The 17,510-nt window shown below is 53.1% G+C and carries 17 protein-coding genes and 2 pseudogenes; 13 read left to right on the plus strand and 6 right to left on the minus strand.

The genetic code is table 11. The features are described 5' to 3' along the window. Positions 1-320: 320 nt before the first annotated feature. Positions 321-495: pseudogene (gene rpsU / locus Q1B21_RS21875) on the plus strand (30S ribosomal protein S21). A gap of 353 nt (positions 496-848) precedes the next feature. Here rpsU and Q1B21_RS21880 read toward each other — a convergent pair. Beyond that, positions 849-2,105 carry a cyclopropane-fatty-acyl-phospholipid synthase family protein gene (locus Q1B21_RS21880; protein ID WP_299893143.1) on the minus strand — a complete coding sequence of 419 codons (1,257 nt, stop codon included), beginning with the start codon at positions 2,103-2,105 and terminating at the stop codon, positions 849-851. 1,098 nt (positions 2,106-3,203) lie between these two features. Here Q1B21_RS21880 and groL point away from each other — a divergent pair. Then, positions 3,204-4,826 (plus strand): chaperonin GroEL, encoded by a 1,623-nt coding sequence (gene groL, locus Q1B21_RS21885; RefSeq protein ID WP_299893145.1) that lies wholly within the window; start codon positions 3,204-3,206, stop codon positions 4,824-4,826. A 400-nt stretch (positions 4,827-5,226) separates the two neighbouring features. On the opposite strand, the gene Q1B21_RS22410 is transcribed toward groL, so the two are convergent. Next, entirely contained in the window at positions 5,227-5,493 is a 267-nt protein-coding gene (locus Q1B21_RS22410; RefSeq protein ID WP_366525431.1) for a hypothetical protein, read from the minus strand. 140 nt (positions 5,494-5,633) lie between these two features. Continuing rightward, the gene (locus Q1B21_RS21890; protein ID WP_299893147.1) at positions 5,634-5,870 is read right to left on the minus strand and encodes a hypothetical protein; all 237 of its coding nucleotides are present in this window, start codon (positions 5,868-5,870) and stop codon (positions 5,634-5,636) included. A gap of 155 nt (positions 5,871-6,025) precedes the next feature. Here Q1B21_RS21890 and Q1B21_RS21895 point away from each other — a divergent pair, with 155 nt between their 5' ends. Further along, positions 6,026-6,757: a Crp/Fnr family transcriptional regulator gene (locus Q1B21_RS21895; RefSeq protein WP_299893149.1), complete on the plus strand. Its 732-nt coding sequence runs from the start codon at positions 6,026-6,028 to the stop codon at positions 6,755-6,757. A 54-nt stretch (positions 6,758-6,811) separates the two neighbouring features. On the opposite strand, the gene Q1B21_RS21900 is transcribed toward Q1B21_RS21895, so the two are convergent. Beyond that, positions 6,812-7,012, minus strand: coding sequence for a hypothetical protein (locus tag Q1B21_RS21900; RefSeq protein ID WP_298938344.1), 201 nt, complete (start codon positions 7,010-7,012; stop codon positions 6,812-6,814). A gap of 172 nt (positions 7,013-7,184) precedes the next feature. Then, positions 7,185-7,724: a hypothetical protein gene (locus tag Q1B21_RS21905; RefSeq protein WP_299893151.1), complete on the minus strand. Its 540-nt coding sequence runs from the start codon at positions 7,722-7,724 to the stop codon at positions 7,185-7,187. Positions 7,725-7,946: 222 nt separating this feature from the next. On the opposite strand from Q1B21_RS21905, the gene Q1B21_RS21910 reads away from it, so the two are divergent. The 4 genes from Q1B21_RS21910 to Q1B21_RS21925 all read left to right on the plus strand — a co-directional run bounded on the left by Q1B21_RS21910 (position 7,947) and on the right by Q1B21_RS21925 (position 10,095). After that, positions 7,947-8,198: a hypothetical protein gene (locus Q1B21_RS21910; protein ID WP_299893153.1), complete on the plus strand. Its 252-nt coding sequence runs from the start codon at positions 7,947-7,949 to the stop codon at positions 8,196-8,198. Between the two features lie 59 nt (positions 8,199-8,257). Beyond that, positions 8,258-8,611 carry a hypothetical protein gene (locus Q1B21_RS21915; RefSeq protein WP_176865328.1) on the plus strand — a complete coding sequence of 118 codons (354 nt, stop codon included), beginning with the start codon at positions 8,258-8,260 and terminating at the stop codon, positions 8,609-8,611. A 705-nt stretch (positions 8,612-9,316) separates the two neighbouring features. Then, positions 9,317-9,838, plus strand: a complete 522-nt coding sequence (locus Q1B21_RS21920) for a hypothetical protein (protein ID WP_299893155.1) — start codon at positions 9,317-9,319, stop codon at positions 9,836-9,838. A 44-nt stretch (positions 9,839-9,882) separates the two neighbouring features. Then, positions 9,883-10,095 carry a hypothetical protein gene (locus tag Q1B21_RS21925; RefSeq protein WP_299893157.1) on the plus strand — a complete coding sequence of 71 codons (213 nt, stop codon included), beginning with the start codon at positions 9,883-9,885 and terminating at the stop codon, positions 10,093-10,095. A gap of 45 nt (positions 10,096-10,140) precedes the next feature. Here Q1B21_RS21925 and Q1B21_RS21930 read toward each other — a convergent pair. Further along, positions 10,141-10,467: pseudogene (locus tag Q1B21_RS21930) on the minus strand (IS110 family transposase); the annotation flags it as partial. Between the two features lie 478 nt (positions 10,468-10,945). Between Q1B21_RS21930 and Q1B21_RS21935 the strand changes: the two are divergent. The 6 genes from Q1B21_RS21935 (at position 10,946) to Q1B21_RS21960 (ending at position 17,114) form a co-directional block, all read left to right on the plus strand. Then, on the plus strand, positions 10,946-12,001 hold the full coding sequence (locus Q1B21_RS21935) for a tyrosine-type recombinase/integrase (protein ID WP_299893159.1): 1,056 nt from the start codon (positions 10,946-10,948) through the stop codon (positions 11,999-12,001). Positions 12,002-12,429: 428 nt separating this feature from the next. Next, positions 12,430-13,614, plus strand: a complete 1,185-nt coding sequence (repA, locus tag Q1B21_RS21940) for a plasmid partitioning protein RepA (RefSeq protein WP_299893161.1) — start codon at positions 12,430-12,432, stop codon at positions 13,612-13,614. Further along, positions 13,614-14,627 (plus strand): plasmid partitioning protein RepB, encoded by a 1,014-nt coding sequence (gene repB / locus Q1B21_RS21945; protein ID WP_299665463.1) that lies wholly within the window; start codon positions 13,614-13,616, stop codon positions 14,625-14,627. Before repA ends, repB begins: the two co-directional genes overlap by 1 nt. 194 nt (positions 14,628-14,821) lie before the next feature. Beyond that, on the plus strand, positions 14,822-15,904 hold the full coding sequence (locus tag Q1B21_RS21950) for a helix-turn-helix domain-containing protein (protein ID WP_298854553.1): 1,083 nt from the start codon (positions 14,822-14,824) through the stop codon (positions 15,902-15,904). Between the two features lie 320 nt (positions 15,905-16,224). Next, the gene (locus Q1B21_RS21955) at positions 16,225-16,575 is read left to right on the plus strand and encodes a hypothetical protein (RefSeq protein ID WP_298854551.1); all 351 of its coding nucleotides are present in this window, start codon (positions 16,225-16,227) and stop codon (positions 16,573-16,575) included. Next, a complete protein-coding gene (locus tag Q1B21_RS21960; protein WP_299893165.1) occupies positions 16,572-17,114 on the plus strand; it encodes an RES domain-containing protein in 543 nt (180 codons plus the stop codon). Before Q1B21_RS21955 ends, Q1B21_RS21960 begins: the two co-directional genes overlap by 4 nt. Positions 17,115-17,510: the final 396 nt, after the last annotated feature.

The raw sequence follows: 17,510 nt of genomic DNA on the forward strand, positions 1-17,510 counted from the left end.
TGGCGGAATTTGACCGACTGTCCCGCGAATAGCGGATTGGCCCGCAAATCGTGAGTTCGCTGACTTCGACGTTTTGCACCTGCGACGAATGTCCGAAAATTGGGCTGCGACCGCAGCATCGAATTACCGTGGCCAACGGCAGGAATGGGCCGTGTGCGAATTCAAAACCATCTAGCCTAAATGGCCGATGCTGTGAGTACGACGATTATCCTCCGGCCCCACCTGCAACCGGTATGCTGTACAATCTAGGACAAGATCGCTATTCAGCCTGTTCCTGCAAATCATTGCAAACTTCAGACTAGAAAGGTGGTGTAAACCACATGCAGGTTAGTGTTCGCGACAACAATGTTGATCAGGCCCTTCGGGTTCTTAAGAAAAAGCTCCAGAAGGAAGGCGTTTTCCGTGAAATGAAGCTCAAGCAACATTTCGAGAAACCGTCCGAGAAAAACGCGCGCCAGAAAGCTGGCACGCAAGAAGTTGGAACGCGAAGGATGATGTAATCATTCCTCGATGCTGAAAAACAACCCCCGTTGTCCGATGGCAGCGGGGGTTTTACGTATCAACGGGCTATTTGAAATGAGAGCGCTACAAATTAGTTTCATGCAGCACGCATTTTGCATTGGGGGAGTTGAGCCACAGCTAGGGACAGGGCCATCAATGTCGGCACTGGGCCGCAGCGCGACAGTCAAGGTTTGTCTGAAAAAAGTGAAGTTGTACAGCCTGTCGATGACCGCTCTAAGCCCAAAGCGGAACCCCTTTTTCTCGATGTTTTCACTTTAAGTTCTATTGTTCTCGATGCCCGCACAGGCTCCTTCGCCGTATCTTTGAACCGCTAACTCCCACGACCCTCAACCCGAGTGATTAGACGTTTTGCACAGATAATCCCTGGTTACAGGCACAACCATCTGACTTCGGCTTAACTGAAATTGAAAGACTACCATGCCCTGTTCCGAAAAGGCGGCCTCGGACACGAGCAGATAGTATCGCCACATTCGCAGAAACCGATCATCGTAGAGGTCGCGGATCGATTCCAGATTGGCCTCGAACTTTTCCTGCCAATATTGAAGCGTTCGCGCGTAGTGGCCGCGCCAGACTTCAACATCTGTGGTCACCAAGTCCTGCTTTTCAATCTCCTTCATGGTTTCGGACATTGATGGTGCATATCCGCCGGGAAAAATGTATTTGTGAATCCATGGCGACGTTCGACCGGGTGCGGTGGATCGACCGATTGTATGCACCAATGCGACGCCATCCGGTTTCAGATTTTCACGCAGCTTGCGAAAAAAAGTTGGATATTGGGGCCGACCAACATGCTCCATCATTCCGACCACAACGATACGGTCAAATTCTTCGTTGACGTCCCGATAGTCGATCAGGCGGAATTCCACCCTATTCCCGACACCTGCCGCTTCGGCTCTGCTTTTTGCATATTCCAACTGCACTTTGGACAAGGTCACACCAACCACCTTCGCTCCATAGTCTCGCGCCAAGGTAATTGACATGCCGCCCCAACCACAGCCGATATCCATCACTGTCATTCCTGGTTCGATTAAGAGCTTCTTGGCTATGTGCGCCTTCTTCGCTACCTGGGCCTCTTCGATGCTTTGCCCCGGGTCTGAGAAATAGGCGCAGGTATATTGAAGGTCCTGGTCAAGAAAAAGTTCATAGAGATCAGCGGAAAGGTCATAATGATGTTCGACATTTCTGCGCGCGATATGAACGGGATTAAACTGTGCGATACGTCTAAGTGACTTGCGCAGCCCTGTGACCGACGTGCCGTAACGCCCACCACCATAGTTGTTTGCATTGCGCACAATTAGCGAAACAAAGCCGCGTAAATCGTTTTGCGAAATTGTGAGAGTTTCATCCATATAGGCTTCGCCCAAGGCGAGATCGCCGTTCATTACCAATTTGCGCGGAAGCGCTTTGTCGTGAAGGGTTATGGCCGAACTGGGCCCTTTTCTGCGGCCATAGGTACTGCAACGCCCATCCGGCCAAGTCACCGCAAGCTCACCTTCCTGGATGATCTCGGTCAAAAGGCGGTCAAGCAATGACACCCACAATGTGACGTCCTCCAATGCTTCCACGAATAGACTACACTCCATGGCAATCGCACAAGTTGAAGGAGCATGTTATGTTCGCTTAGTCCGCAGAGCGGTCGGTCATGCGCGTAGATTATGGCACATTGAATTGATAGGCTCCCAAATATTCGCCGATGATCGCCGCGCGAGCATAATCGAAAAGACGCCCTGCGCTGAATTCCTGCCGCATGAACTAAACATAACTGCGTGTTCGGCGCATGTGTGTGTTCGGATCCGCATCCGCATCCGCTAAGCTGGATGGCATCGAAGTCGTCCATATGACCTGAATGAAGCAGTTCTCTAGCGCTACAACTTCGGGCTTTCGGTTGTTTGCTGAGATCGCAGGATGAATGTGTTCAGCAAGTCGCTAACTCTGGCCGTTCTAAAAGTTGGCAACACAACCGTTCAGCACTCGAAAGAGCGACGATTGCAGATAGTTTTCGAGTGAGAGGATTGTTTTCGCTTGTTTTTATTGGGTACTCCAAGTGCGACGAAAATTTCATGAGAAAATTCGACGCGAAGCTGCTTTCAATCAGTCCAGCGTGCAGAAAATTCTGCAACGATGGTTGAATTCATCGGGCCCACTTCTGGTCCAGATGATTTCTCGTAACAGGAACCGCCCATGATGTCTGACCCAACCGAGTTTGCAGGAATGGCGGCATTCTCGACCAGCGAGGCACCGTCGCTCTCCTTGAATAATCAGAAAATTGCTTCTGCAACGCCATGTCGCGAGGGTATTACGCGCCGCGGCGACGGCTCACGAAAACGCTCCAACAATAGGATTGGAAACAAAATGCCATCAGGCCGTTGCTGACTTGATTAACGCGATCATAGTCACCAAAAACACGGTTCGATGTTTGTGGCACCGCGCGGTAGTGGTTTGGCTCCCGACCTTTGAAGTGGACCCGAAAAAGAACCCGCCACCGCTCCCGCCCTAATGAAACTCACCCGATCAGCACGCCTCCGTCCAGTGCTGTTCTGCTCGGCAAACCTTAAAAAGGAGCGCTTCGAGGCCATTCACTCGACGTCGCCTTTTCGACGAAGACGAAAAGACCATGGACCAGTCGGTCTTTTCCGACGCGGCAGACCATCATCCAATCCTTGTCTCAGGGAGTTTCCGACATGTCCGCTAAAGACGTCAAATTCAGTGCTGATGCGCGCAGCCGAATGCTAACAGGGATCAACATGCTGGCGAACACCGTCAGGATCACTCTTGGTCCAAAAGGTCGTAACGTCATTTTGGACAGATCCCACGGTGCCCCGCGTATCACCAAGGACGGCGTTACTGTTGCCAAAGAATTCGAGCTTCCGGATCACTTTGAAAACATGGGAGCCCAGATGGTGAAGGAAGTCGCGTCCCGCACCAACGAAGAGGCTGGCGACGGCACAACCACTGCTACCGTTCTGGCTCAGGCGATCGTCAAGGAAGGGATGAAGGCCGTTGCCGCTGGCATGAACCCGATGGATCTGAAGCGAGGTATTGAACAAGCCGTCAGGGTCATCGTCGCAAAGATCAAGGACCTGTCCCGACCGGTTGGCGACAGTGCTGAAATTGCGAAGGTAGGGGCTATCTCCGCCAACGGAGATGTAGCGATTGGTCGTCAGATCGCCCATGCGATGGCTGCGGTCGGCACTGAAGGCGTAATCACGGTCGAAGAGAGCAAGGGATTGGAGACCGAAACCGAAGTGGTCGAAGGTATGAATTTCGATCGCGGTTACCTTAGCCCATATTTCATAACAAATGTGGTCAAGATGAGCGTAGAGCTGGAAGACTGCGTTATCCTGTTCCACGAGAGCAAGTTGTCGTCTCTTGCCGACATGGTGCCGTTGCTCGAAGCAGTCATGGAAGCCGAAAAGCAGCTTCTGGTTGTTGCCGAGGACGTGGAGGGCGATGCGCTTGCCATGCTTGTGGTCAACAAGCTTCGTGGCGGATTGAAAGTTGCCGCCGTGAAGGCGCCTGGGTTTGGGGATAGCCGCAGGGAGATGCTGGAGGATCTCGCGATTCTGACGGGCGGTCAAGTGATCTCGACCGATTTGGGGACCAAACTTGAAACCGTCACGCTGGACAGGCTCGGTACCGCAAAGAAAGTCGTCATCTCAAAGGACGATACGACCGTCATTGATGGCGCAGGCGACAAATCAGCAATCACTTCACGGGTCGCCCAGATTCGCTCCCAAATCGAAGATACGACGTCCGACTACGAACGGGAAAAGCTGCAGAGTCGTCTTGCTAAACTGACAGGCGGGGTCGCCATCATCCGGGTCGGAGGGGCCACGGAGATTGAGGTAACGGAACGCAAAGACCGGGTTGACGACGCGTTGAACGCCACTCGCGCGGCGGTTCAGGAAGGTGTTGTTCCAGGCGGTGGTGTTGCGCTGCTCCATTCAGACAAAGCGCTTGCGACCCTTAAAGGTGCCAACTCCGACCAGGATGCCGGCATCAGGATCGTCCGGCGATCAATCCAGGCACCGCTGCGCCAGATTGTCGAAAATGCCGGCGTGGACGGATCGGTCGTCGCGGCAAAGATCATCGAAAGCGAAAACCCATCCTTCGGGTTCGACGCTCAAACGGAAACTTATGTCGACATGCTGACAGCGGGGATCATTGACCCCACCAAAGTTGTCCGGGTTGCTCTGGAAGATGCGGCGTCGATTGCAAGCCTTCTGATCACAACCGAGGCGATGGTCGCACAAAAACCCTACAGGTCTGGAACTGCATCAGATTTGGGACCCTTGAGGGCGTGACGCAGGTCTTTTGACCCAACTACGGAACCACCTCAATGCTGTCGGTCGATTTGTAACATGCAAACGTATCCAGAGAAACCAACCTGAAAGGAACTCAGATGTCAAAAGGTGACAAGAGGCGCGGCAACCGCGAAGTTAAAAAGCCAAAGAAACCAAAGGAAAAAATCGTGGCGACGGCCGATTTCTCAAAGGGTCAGAAGCCGGTCAGGATAGGGAGTAAGAAAAAGTAATTTTCATAGTCGCAAGACGAAGATTGCAACCAAGGCGGAGCGTGCAGGATTCGCGTCGTCAGGAAGGGATTGAGACATGGGCAATAGCCGCAACTCCGGCCCATGGTGTCCGAAGGCCATTGGAGCGCCGCTTTGGCATGCTTCGCAATTTGGTTTCCGAAGTTTCTGATCTATACCCGGATTGATTCATAACTCACTATAACGATGCGTTCGGTTTCGTCCCAGAGCGCGAGGCTTGTGAAGCGCAAGCTATCGCGGAGAGTGATGCGCCGGGTGTTGGCAAGGACGTCATGACCTCGAAGGACTTCCGGAAGACGATAGAACGGGATGCGGCTGGCCAGATGATGAACATGGTGAACTCCGACTTTCCCGGCGATCCAGCTCAGCATTCCGGGCAGTGCATAGTGTGAACTGCCTTCAAGCGCCGCATCCTGAATGCTCCAATCATTTTCCCGCTGCCAACTGGTATCCTCGAACTGGTGCTACAGGTAAAAGAACCACATGCCAGCAATTGCAGCGAGGAGCATCGTCGGCAGAAACACGAACAACAGGACGTACAAGTACCTGGCCGCGTGATCTAAGATCGGCGCGAGAAGTTACCGCTGACAATAATCTCGTTGATCAATTTGGCGACTGCCGAATGGGTTTCTAGCTCTAATTCCGAACCATTGGCACACTCGTGGGTCACGGCAGCATCGCGCAAAACCCCGACGATCTCACGTTCCTGAAGAAGATTGAGATCGTTTAAGGCGAGTAGAAGAGCCTCGCAGATCGAGAGTGCAGCCATGCCTGCGGGATCATGGTGGTCTGACATTGGGGTCATTCCTTTTAAAGTCATTGGATTCGTGACCAGGCGAGGTGGTGATGGTTTTTCTATTGTCACATGAGTTTTGGTATTTTGGACTGATCGAAAGTAGCCTCAATACCAAATCCTTCGTAGAGTCTTTGCAGGCTCGGGGAAATCCAACGATGAACACCAACACCAGCCCGCTAACACAGAAACTCTCGGCATTTGTTGCCTTGGCAGAGGCGGAACTGGCCGTTTTGGAACAATTGCACCAGCGGAGGAGAACCTTTGAGGCTGGCCGTGATCTTGTTCATCAGGGACAATCGGAACAGGCTGCCTATATCCTCGCCGCAGGCTGGGTTGTTTCATATAAGATTCAGCCTGACGGAACACGCCAAATCGTCGATTTCCAGATTCCAGGGGATTTCCTTGGGCTACGCAGCGTTTTGCTGCACACGTCAGACCATGGCATTGAGCCGATTGTTGAAATCGAAGCCGCCGAGGTTCTGGTGAGTGATCTTTTGCAAGCCTTCGCAGAGACACCTCGGCTTGCCACTGCAATTTTATGGGCCGTGTCACGCGACGAAGCGATGGTTGTCGAACATCTTGTCGGGCTTGGGCGGCGTGATGCGGATGCGCGCATGGCACATTTCCTACTGGAACTTGGAGTCAGGCTATCGCTTGTGGGGATGGGCAGCAAGAAAGGCTATGCCTGCCCGCTCACACAGTACCATCTTGCCGATGCACTGGGATTGAGCGCCATTCACGTCAACCGCGTCCTGCGCAAACTCAGGGAGGACGAGTTGGTTACATTTAGGGATGGGTTTGTGACGTTCAATAACTATGAGGGTCTGGTTAAACTGGCGGATTTCGATCCAGCGTATCTGGATCAGAAGCGGCCGCTTCTGGCCTGATTGGGCCCACAATCTGGTTTTGGACGATCCTGCTTACATCTCCAACGCGTGACGTTACATCAGCGCCCGACTGGCTTCCTTGAGTTTCTTGTGCGCCTCCTTGTCATTTTCGGCTTCATGGGCACTTTGAGCGGCCTGATAGTGTTTCAATGCCGTCGCCTTTTTGGGGCCTTCAGGCGCTTTGTCCCAGGCGGCCTTGACGGAGGCCATGTGCTTGACGGTGTGGTCTTCCTGACTCTGGTCTTCATCATTCATTGGAGTGTCCTTTCCTGGACGGTCCGAGAATAAGAAGCACGAGACTCATACAGCTCTTTTGGGGAGCTCCATGTTCCCCGCGCCCCTCAGATACTCATTAAAAATGCCAACCAAATACACAGCGGACACATGTTACCTAACGGGTTTCAGAGCGCTTTCGTACTGACGCAGGTTAGCCCGCTTGAGCCAGATAAAAGATCCGCGCAAGCATCAGAGCACCCATGAGTGCAATCAGCATCCAATAAATCGGGATCCTGGGGCCGTTATACTTTATTGTCTCTGGCAGTTTCGAAACGCGATGCGACACACGCTTAGGTAACAAGGCCACCAACTTTGTCGCCACACTGCCGCTCGCATGATCAAGCGTGGGTACATCTCTGACTGTTGAAAGATGTGCTTTCAGCCGGGCATGCGCTGCATCTCGGCCCAGAAGTGTGAGCTCACGAGCCTCGGTCCAAGGCTCGAGCCCGAGACGCGCAAGAGCTGACAAAACCGTGACTGTTGCACCGGTTTTGTCTTCACCCACTTCTGCAAGCAGGAAAGGGTCGTAGTCGGAGCCATCCGGGCGAAGAACATCTGATACAGGCATGATTTTTCCTTTCGGGCTGAGGGAGCGACGCTCGACAAAAATCGTTGGGACAAAGATACCGACCAACGCGTTGGATACCGCATTCAATATTGCTTGATTGCTGCAAGGCGCAAAGACTTGCATCTGCCTGGATGCGCCACCTTCTAGCCCCGATTGTCGGGGGTGAGGCTGTTGCACACATCCTGACAGTAAAGAACCTGATGGGTACTAACTTCGATCAGCATAAAGTCCGTGGGTTGGGAATAATATAGCCCTAAGTGCTGTGACTTGACGGGGCATCTGGACTGATGCGGCCGACCATGGTCGGTACCGGAAATCCAGCGATCAATTCAACGGAGGTATGGGATGCTCACGCGTTCGATCAGATCAATGGTGACGTTCACCAATGCCTTCAGGTTGGGAAACAGCGACATCGTGTTTCCGGCTGGCGCGTATGAAATTCTCTTCGAGGAGGAGTTGCTGCAAGGCGTCAGCTTTGAGGCTTACCGACGCACCGCGACCTACCTGATGGTCAGGGGTCGAGGGAGTCATGTCGGTCAAACAACGATGCACATGACAACACAAAAGGATCTGGAGCACGCCATTGCCTGCGACTAGGCCCGTTGTGAAACAATTCAACATAGCGAAGCGGCGCTTTCTCCGCTGGAGGACTCGATATGACCAATCCTGAATGGCTGAAACCCGGTATGTATGGCGCGCTGCTCGGCGCGGTGTTTGTCGGCGTCGTTGGATTTTCTTGGGGCGGCTGGATGACCGGCGGAAGCGCGAACAAGTTGGCAAGCGAAATGGCGCGGGACCAGGTGATCGCGGCGCTCGTGCCAATTTGCCACGACATGTCCCGCACGGATAATCAGCGTTTAGCAAAGCTCGCGACGATCCAGGCTGCCACGTCGTACAAGCGGCGCGACGCCGTGATGGATGCGGGTTGGGCGACCATGCCTGGTTCCGATTCCCCGAATCGCGATCTCGCCAAAGCGTGCATAGAAGGGCTGAACCTTGATGCATCTTAGTATGATTGCGTCAAGGCCGCCCTCATCAATTCACACTGGTTTGCTACGGTAAGTGGGATGTTTGGATTGCAACTGGAAGGCGACCATGGAACCTGTTCGACCCTTGATGTTAGAAAGTGGGATACCGATGCAAGCAGTCTGAAATTTCCCTCAGGTACAATTTACCGCGGCGCAACAAGCGATCACACCGGCTCAGCCAAACCAACCGGGCCCGTCAGGTCCGACATGAAAATAGGCATGAACTGCAACGCTCTTATAGGGGAAACAGACGCGCCGGATGTTGCGAGAATTCGATTATGCAAGGAAAACTTGCCAAAACTAACGGGGATCGCGAAGCCTGCCTAAATTAGAAGTTGTTGTAACTTCTCAAATAGCGCTCCGTGGTCCGATACCGAGCCACATGTGTTGATTTGCTTGGCAACGCGCCGTAGTAAATCGGCCCTTCAAACCCCATATACTGATAGGCTACGTGCGAATTTTCGGGTCTGACCGACGCACCGAGGTCTCAGTGGAAAATCCGAAATCGATTGGGATCAAGTCTTTCAATGACCTGGCTATTAGGTCTGCCGTCCTGCTGAACCGTCGAATAAGAAAACCGACAATCAGGGCGGCAAAGGCGGTTCAGCCAATCTCGAAAAACCCCGAGAGTCGCGCCGGAGCGGGCTGGCGAGCCCTACCTGGCCCTTAATCGAAAGGACCACCGCAATGGATGACCAATTCAGCAAGACCATAGCAGTTTTCGACTGGCCATTCACAGTGCCCGGTTTTGCAGAAACGCTCCCCGCCGGCGAGTATGAAATCGAGACCGAACTCGCCTTGCCTCCGGATCACCAAGACCCTGAAGCTTGGAAGGCCTCGGTTGTTGTCCACCTGCATCCACGCATTTCCCATCCGGGATTAGCCCGGAGCCTAACCGTTTCATTGATTGATCTCGACAATGCCCGCGCGAAGGACAAGCTTTCAGGAAGAGAGCTGTCTGATGTTTTTCTGGAAGAAATGCTGGCAGACCCAATGGTGCAGCTTGTGATGCAGGCCGACGGGGTATCCGAGGCCCAATTGCGGCATCTTTACTCGGGATCGCGGACAACGCGGGAGAATATCGATCTCGTTGACCAAAGTCCCAAAGACGATACCCCGCAAGTTTTTTCGCAGGACAGCTCTGAAGTTCAGAACGCCGAAAATGAAGGGATGCCATGCCAACAGTCCACTTCGCCTATACCCGAATGAAGTTGAAGAAGCGAATGCCTGGATCAACGAAACGTGAGGAACTGATGCAAAAGAAGAAGGAATTCATCGTCTCGGACCCGCCAAAGCGTGCGCTTGCAGATGCGCCCAAGGAACGGTTCTGCTTGCGCTGCAAATCCTCTTTCTGGAGCGAAGGTTTTGGCGAACGCATCTGTTCCCGCTGCAAGGCCACCTCTGCTTGGCGCGCGGCCGTGCCGGAAGGCGTCAGTCAAGGTCGCCGCTCTGGCGGCCGGTCGTGACAGATCCCTTATTTGTTTTTAGGGCTGCCTGCCGTTGTTGTCCGAGATAAAACGCATGGTGGGACGGCTCGAAGCCTCACAGATGGCCTCTGCATCAGCGGCATCGTTTTTCTGTCGCTTCACAAACGGTTTCACATACGCAGGTGGGATGAGCCTGACATCGTGACCCAGGCGACCAATCTCGCGGCCCCAGTAATGCGCGCTAGAGCAAGCCTCCATCGCAACCACGCATCTCGGTAGCATGGCAAAAAACTCAAGGACCTGACCTCTGCGCAGTTTCTTCCGCAGAATAGGGTGACCCGAGTGATCTGCTCCGTGCACCTGGAAAACGTTCTTCGCCAAATCCAGGCCAATCATGCTAATCTCTTCCATAGACGCCTCCAATCATGTTGTTTGCAAACCCACAATGGCACATCGAGGCCAGCGGGGGCGTATACACCTTCAGAGCCCGCGTTTTCTGTTGCCAAGCAGAGCTTCCATCTGTATTGCGCGCAAAATTACACCCTTTTGCTCGTTACATTTGTTACTTTCTAAACCTACCATTACATTTGATAAGTATCCCTTATCAAATGTGATTGATCTTGCCGGAAAACTGGCCCAGAATAGCACTTATGATGTCGGTTTTCCTTAACCACTGGACTCGCGACGGCTTTGGTCCGTAACCCGTAGACCCCTGCCCCGCTCCGGCGTCAACCTGAGTAGATGCAGCACCTTGATCTGCAATTTTGTAAACAAGTACCGGCACACATTTAGTCCGAGTCTACGCTTAAAGGACCAGCACAGCATAAGGTCAACCATGAAACATGGTGAAAACGAGCAAGAGCAGTCTACAGGTTAGGGAAAATCGACAATGAAGCCCCCTGCCCCATACCTCCCTGCTGCTTCCCCTGCCTTGTCCGCAGCGGATCAAGACGCGTTGACCGACCTTTACGTGCGTGGGACACCAGCAAACACCTTGCGCGCCTATGAGCGCGATCTGCTCTACATCACCGCCTGGAAGACCCTGAGGGTCGGCACCGGCGCGGTTTGGCCAGAAACTGAAGATGTCGCTCTTCGTTTCATTTTGGATCATTCGCGCGATCTTGGTGATGCCCCGCCTGAGGACATTGCCCGGCAAGTGGCAGAGGCACTGATCGCGCAAGGGCTGCGCAAATCCCTCGCCTGCCCTGCCCCGTCGACGCTGGACCGGCGCATTGCCTCGTGGCTGGCGTTTCACCGGATGAAGAACCTCACTAGCCCCTTTGGCACGCCGCAAGTCAAACAGGCTCGGTCCAAAGCCCGCCGCGCCGCCGCTAGGCCCCCGACCCCGAAATCGCAGCACCCGATCACCCGCGACATTCTCGAGCAGCTGCTCGCCACCTGTCGGGGCAGCCGTCGCGATTGCCGCGACCGGGCCATCCTGATGCTGGGCTGGGCCAGCGGCGGACGGCGCCGGTCGGAACTGACCGGGCTGATGCGCGAGGATGTGTCGCTCAAGGAGTTTGAGGAAAAAGGTCGGGTCTGGCTGTCCCTGCTAGAGACTAAGACCACGACCAAGGGCGACACGCCTCGACTGGTGCTCAAGGGACGCGCCGCCCAGGCGCTGGTGCATTGGATCGAGGTCGGGCAGATCACGGATGGAGCGTTGTTTCGACCGGTGTCAAAAGCCGATCGAGTGTTGAAACGCCGCCTGTCGCCGGATGCGATCTATCAGATCGTCAAACACCGGCTGAAAATGGCTGGGCTTCCGGAAGATTTCGCATCACCGCATGGGCTGCGCTCAGGGTTTCTGACCCAGGCCGCGCTCGACGGCGCTCCGATCCAGGCCGCGATGCGCCTCTCCCTGCACCGCTCCATGGCCCAGGCGCAAAAGTACTACGACGATGTCGACATCGCCGAAAACCCGGCGACCGATCTGTTAGGGTGAACACTTACTTAGAGTTCAATGGAATGCCAGCCTGCAGGATTTTCTGACTGCAATGCCGATGTCTTGTTCGCTGTCGCATTCGTCAGGGTAGCCAATGCAGAAACATGTCGCAGTAGACTGCAATAGATCCCCAAGCAAATCGATTAGCTGACGGAGTTACAAACTTGTCCAGAAAATTAGGTGTCACTCTGTACTCCGCTGGAACAATTCCCGACAGGCTCCCAAGTGCACGGGATACGAAGCACTCATACAAAAAGCGTGCGCTTTGTCTCAGTGCATAAAGTTCACAGCTGTGAACTTTTTTCCCAACATGTAGTAGAGCTCATAGCCCACTACCCTACATGTAAAAAAAGGTTGACTTGAATCACTTCATCAGGTCTCAGTGATGGTAGAGCGTAAATCGCCAATTCGAGCATACAGATGTAACCATGATCCCAACCACACCTATCGCATCAACCTCCCCAGTTGATATCAGTAGTGAGATCAGTAGTCGACTGAATCTCGCAATCAAAGAACACCTACTTGCCGCGTATGCTCCAGACTCGATAAAGCAGCTGCGGCTTTTCCCGGCTCAAGAAGTTTGTGACCTGATTGGCATCAGCCATCAGTATCTTCGCAAAGCGACTGTTGAGGGCGCCATTCCCGAGGCTAGTGAAATCAAGCACGGTCGCAGGTATTATACAGGTCAGGAAGTTTGGGAATTGCGGCAGCTTCTGGACGCCCGCAGTAAAACTCCAGGACGATATCTCCCCAGTCGGCGCGAGGGTGAGCCACTACAACGAATTCAGGTGATGAATTTCAAGGGCGGCTCCAGCAAATCCACGACATGTATTCACCTTGCACATTACCTCGCACTACAAGGCTTCAGGGTGCTTTGTGTTGACCTTGATCCTCAAGCTTCGCTTTCGGCAATGTGCGGCCTTCAAACCGAGCTGGATGAGAGTATTGATACCGTCTACGACGCGATCACTTACCATGATCCGATTTCGATGAAGGATGTCATCCGAGAAACGTACTTTCCTGGCCTTTCGATCGCGCCAGGCGGGCTGATGCTGTCTGAGTTTGAGGCAGAGTCGGCAAAGCTAAACAGCAAGCAGCAACCCTTCTTTGCGCGCCTTCACGACGCCATCATGTCGGTGGAGGCTGATTACGATGTGGTTCTGATCGATAGCCCCCCCAGCCTTGGCTTTATCACAATGGGTGGTATGGCGGCCGCAACGTCGGTGATTGTACCACTAACTCCTTCGATGCTCGATGTCGCATCCACCGCGCAGTTTCTCAAAATGACTTCGTCGTACATGGAGGTAATTGAAAGAAGCGGAGCAAAACTTGTTTATGATAACTACCGCCTCTTGGTTACACGGGACGAGCCGGTCGATACACCATCTCAGACAATTGTCGCGTTCATGCGAGCCCTCTTCCAAGAGCGGGTAATGACCGCGACCAGCCTAAAAAGCACCGCCATCAGTGATGCAGCCATGCTTCAGCAATCAATCTATGAGTTGAATAGGTCTGACCTGACACGGGCAACTTACGACCGAGCCAAGGCATCAATGGATGCCGTCGGTAAAGAAGTAGAAAACATGGTTCTTGAAGCGTGGGGGCGCATCTGATGGCAAAGGAGCGCAGAGCAAGAAAGCGTCATTCCAGCATGATGGAGATCGCAGAGCAAGCAACTATGGAGGTCAAGGACACGGCCCCTTCCCCTGCCCGACCAATCACTCCGGGTCTTCAATTCATTGAGGACACCTATAACGCTATTGATGAGATCGACCCCGATCTTGTTGATGATTGGGGCGTGGAGGATCGGCTCGAGAAGTTCACAGCTGTGAACTCCGGAGCTGACGAAGACACAGACGTCCCCAACCATTCACTTGAACAACTGGCGGACAGTATTCGAGAGAATGGTCAGCAGGTGCCAATTCAGGTGCGCCATGAGCCTGGTCGAACCGGGCGTTATCAAATCATTTATGGTCGTCGTAGACTGGCTGCCTGCCGCTATCTGAAAGAAAACTACCCGGATGAAAACATTAAGATTAAAGCTAACGTTGTCGACCTCGATGATGACAAGGCTCTGATCGCCAAAGCTCTCGAAAATGCGTCCAGGAAGGACCTCACATTCTATGAGCGCGCACGCTTTGCTACAGACATCATTGCTTCAGGTAAGAACAGGTCAGAGGTCATAACAATAATGTCTCTGACAAAGTCCGGGTTGTCCAACTTGGAGCGCATCACGAAGTCAATACCGCGCGAACTGGGTGATGCCATTGGAGCTGCACCAGGCTTCGGTCGCACCAAGTGGATGATCTTGGTAGACGCTTTGGATCAAAAGGTGATCACACCTCGCAACGCACTCCGAGAACTGGAGAAGCTGCCTCCCAGCTCTTCTTCAGATGAACGACTCTTGGCACTGCTTGATGAGATAAAAAGGAAATCCGAAACACCTAGACCGAACCCCAGAATCGTCGGAGAAGGCCTAGCAACTGTTAAACACGGGGCCTCCGGACTAAACATCAGCATTAATGACAGTGCGGCCCCTGGCTTCTCTGATTGGCTGGATGAGCACATTGAAACTTTAATGAAGGAATTCCGAGACCGCTTTGAGGCAGTGAGCGGCCGGAAGTAAGAAGTTCACAGCTGTGAACTAAATCAAAGGCAAGCGAGCAAAGGAGAAAGGTAGAAAGAAATAGCCCCCGAAAGCGGTGATGCTCCCGAGGACCAAATCTTGTCTAGCAACTTGAATTTAGCTCCTCTCGAATCACCACACAAGAAAAAACACCCTTGGGTGGGCGATATTTCTGTGTCTGCTGACAAAAAACCATGAGGACAGTAACAAATTGCGCTCCAATAGGAGCAGTCAGGTCATTAACCGGGCAGGGGAGTAGTGCGCCCAAATGGATGCAGCTCCGTGCTATCGAAGAAGCCCGTGAACCACTTGGGCTGAAAGCGACGAGCATCTCAATTATGCGAGCTATGCTATCATTTATGTCAGCTGATCGTGTCAGCGAATTAGCCGATGACCATCACATCGTCTATGCTAGCAACGCTACAATAGCTGGGCGCGCCCACGTGAGCATTCAGACAGTGGAGCGTCACATCTCGAAGCTGATCAAGTTGGGCATCATTCAACGCGTTGCCGCTGCAAACGGCAAAAGATGGTGCAGACGAGATGAAGCAGGGAAGGTGGCACTGGTCAGCGGCTTGTCACTACTACCACTGGCAACCCGTCATGCAGAATTCACAGCCCTTGCCAGTGAGTATCGACGCACACAAGAGGCCCTTCGGACACTGCGGGATGAGTGCACACTGGCGCTGACCCGGCTTCAGGATGCCATCTCAGATGGTGTTCAGGATCTACTCGTTCGGGCGCGACTGATCCTGCGCCGTCGGCCGCAATATGACGTTCTTGTGGAGCTGCTGGACGAGATCAATGAGAGCGCATCTGTGGACAACCACCCATCACAACCCTGCAAGGCCATCAATTTGAGGGATGGCGACGGTGAAATTGAGGGGCACAAAGAACATTCACTGAATCATAATTGTAAAAAAGAAGATCATTCTCAGATTAAGGTGACCCAGGATCAAATGGAACATGCATTCCCTCGGCTATGTTCAGAATTGAGGTTTGCCCGAGACCAAGCGCATTGTGATCAACTGATGGACCAGTTGGCTGACCATATGCTGCTTGGAGAGGCTTGGTATGCAATGAAATTATCACATGGCCCAGCGATACGCTTCATGGCCTTAGGTTATATCTTGCAACGTGTTGAGAGGATTCAAAGCCATAGATCCTACCTGACATCGATCATGGGCAAGATTGATCGGGGTGACATGGAGCCAACGGCACTGTTAATACCTCAGGTAACTACGCAGGGTGGGCTGGAAAATCTCAAGAATACTTAGCGTGCTGTACAGGACATTTTTCCATCATCTGCTTCGGATTTGCGAAGAGCTGCGCAACCACATTTACGATGGCAATTATGGCGCGGTGCATCGGAATGTGGCCAGTTGCTCGAAGGCGACTCCGGAAGCCTCGGCATTGGCTTATCTCCGAGGAATGATTGGGAATACGAGGGCAGGGAAGTTGCATCTTGGACGCAGCTTTTTTGGAGAAATTTCAGGTAGGCGCTTTGAGTTTTCTACACGAGGCACGGCGCAAAGGATCGAACCGCCTTGATTGTCAAGAATTTGGTCCATATATTGTGGCAACAGGAGTGATCGATATGGAATTACGTGATCTTGTAGAAAACCGGCTGATCTCACCGGATCGTCTGGCCCGACATCTTAAAACCACCAAGCGCGAGATTGGTGAGACCTTAGGCATTGCTCCGGAATCCTTGTCTCGGCGGCAGCGTGTAGCTTCCGTATCGGTCCAGACATCCTTGCGTCATCTTGTCGAGATTCTGAATGCCGTTGCACCGGCTGTTGGAAACTCGCTCATGGCCTATGCCTGGTATCGGTCTGAACCCATTGTGGGTTTTGGCGGACGCACGCCCGAGGAAATCGTAAAGGATGGAGAAAACGCGGCGTTGAAGTCCCATATTCTGCGGCGTCTAGAAGGCGGTTACGCTTGAAGCATGCCATCAGGGTGCAGCGTACTGTCATCCGTGCCGCCAAGCCGCGCTGGTCGTATCTGCCAACATCGGGGGAGGGGGCTGCGCGCCGGGGTGGGCGGTTCAACCCGATCGGGGACCCTGCGCTCTATACGTCGCTTTCTCATGAATCAGCCGCGCGTGAGGTGCGTTTCAGCCTGAATCAAGAACCCTATACGTTTTATTTTCTGGCGGTTGATTGCCATCATATCGTTGATCTGACCAGCCGGGAAACCAGACAGGCATTGGGCATCACTTGGGAAGACATCGCCAATGACAACTGGGAATCCGAGATGCACCAGGGACTGGTTCCATCAACCCATGTTGTTGCAGAAAGGCTGAAAGGCGAAAACTACGCCGGTGTCCTGGTGAATAGTTTCGCAACGGGGGCCACTCCTGATGACATCAATCTGGTTCTTTGGGACTGGGATGCAGTTGACTATTTACCGTCCAGTAGACCAAATGCGGTGATGGTTCTGCACAGGGATGACTTACCGAACAGTGATGTATCCTGGCAATAAATCTGAGTCCCTGATTTCAAGAGCTTCGCTATTGCCCGAATACCCGCCATTTCTATCAACAAACTGAAAAGAGCTTGGCGCCGAAAAACTGGCGCAGATCGCACTGGAAGATCTGAAAGGTACACGCGCTGCATTCATCAGATCACTTTCTGCGTCCGTAACACACTGTTTTTCAACAGAATAGGCGGAAAGCGGTCATTGGCCGGACCCGCAAACTTTCAAAGGCAATTCATGAAAGCTGACCTTCCGAAGTGCTTTGCAGTACTTTCCCAGCGCATATTCCAGATTTTACGAGTCAGCGATTGGACCAACAATTTTCTAGGCTCCAGACTCATTGATTTACAGCCAGAATAGGACTGTAGCCGCGAGCGCGATGGCGGAGAGGAAGACCTTTGG

The organism is uncultured Ruegeria sp. (assembly GCF_947504215.1).
Lineage (GTDB): Bacteria > Pseudomonadota > Alphaproteobacteria > Rhodobacterales > Rhodobacteraceae > Ruegeria.

What these genes read in the sequence shown, in the direction of transcription:
- Q1B21_RS21950 (WP_298854553.1), top strand. Translation starts at nt 14,822, where the DNA reads ATGAGGACAGTAACAAATTGCGCTCCAATAGGAGCAGTCAGGTCATTA.
- Q1B21_RS21955 (WP_298854551.1), top strand. Translation starts at nt 16,225, where the DNA reads ATGGAATTACGTGATCTTGTAGAAAACCGGCTGATCTCACCGGATCGT.
- Q1B21_RS21895 (WP_299893149.1), top strand. Translation starts at nt 6,026, where the DNA reads ATGAACACCAACACCAGCCCGCTAACACAGAAACTCTCGGCATTTGTT.
- Q1B21_RS21880 (WP_299893143.1), bottom strand. Translation starts at nt 2,105, where the DNA reads ATGGAGTGTAGTCTATTCGTGGAAGCATTGGAGGACGTCACATTGTGG.
- repA (WP_299893161.1), top strand. Translation starts at nt 12,430, where the DNA reads ATGATCCCAACCACACCTATCGCATCAACCTCCCCAGTTGATATCAGT.
- groL (WP_299893145.1), top strand. Translation starts at nt 3,204, where the DNA reads ATGTCCGCTAAAGACGTCAAATTCAGTGCTGATGCGCGCAGCCGAATG.
- Q1B21_RS21910 (WP_299893153.1), top strand. Translation starts at nt 7,947, where the DNA reads ATGCTCACGCGTTCGATCAGATCAATGGTGACGTTCACCAATGCCTTC.
- Q1B21_RS21915 (WP_176865328.1), top strand. Translation starts at nt 8,258, where the DNA reads ATGACCAATCCTGAATGGCTGAAACCCGGTATGTATGGCGCGCTGCTC.
- Q1B21_RS21905 (WP_299893151.1), bottom strand. Translation starts at nt 7,724, where the DNA reads ATGCAAGTCTTTGCGCCTTGCAGCAATCAAGCAATATTGAATGCGGTA.
- Q1B21_RS21935 (WP_299893159.1), top strand. Translation starts at nt 10,946, where the DNA reads ATGAAGCCCCCTGCCCCATACCTCCCTGCTGCTTCCCCTGCCTTGTCC.
- Q1B21_RS21900 (WP_298938344.1), bottom strand. Translation starts at nt 7,012, where the DNA reads ATGAATGATGAAGACCAGAGTCAGGAAGACCACACCGTCAAGCACATG.
- Q1B21_RS21890 (WP_299893147.1), bottom strand. Translation starts at nt 5,870, where the DNA reads ATGTCAGACCACCATGATCCCGCAGGCATGGCTGCACTCTCGATCTGC.
- Q1B21_RS21925 (WP_299893157.1), top strand. Translation starts at nt 9,883, where the DNA reads ATGCAAAAGAAGAAGGAATTCATCGTCTCGGACCCGCCAAAGCGTGCG.
- repB (WP_299665463.1), top strand. Translation starts at nt 13,614, where the DNA reads ATGGCAAAGGAGCGCAGAGCAAGAAAGCGTCATTCCAGCATGATGGAG.
- Q1B21_RS21920 (WP_299893155.1), top strand. Translation starts at nt 9,317, where the DNA reads ATGGATGACCAATTCAGCAAGACCATAGCAGTTTTCGACTGGCCATTC.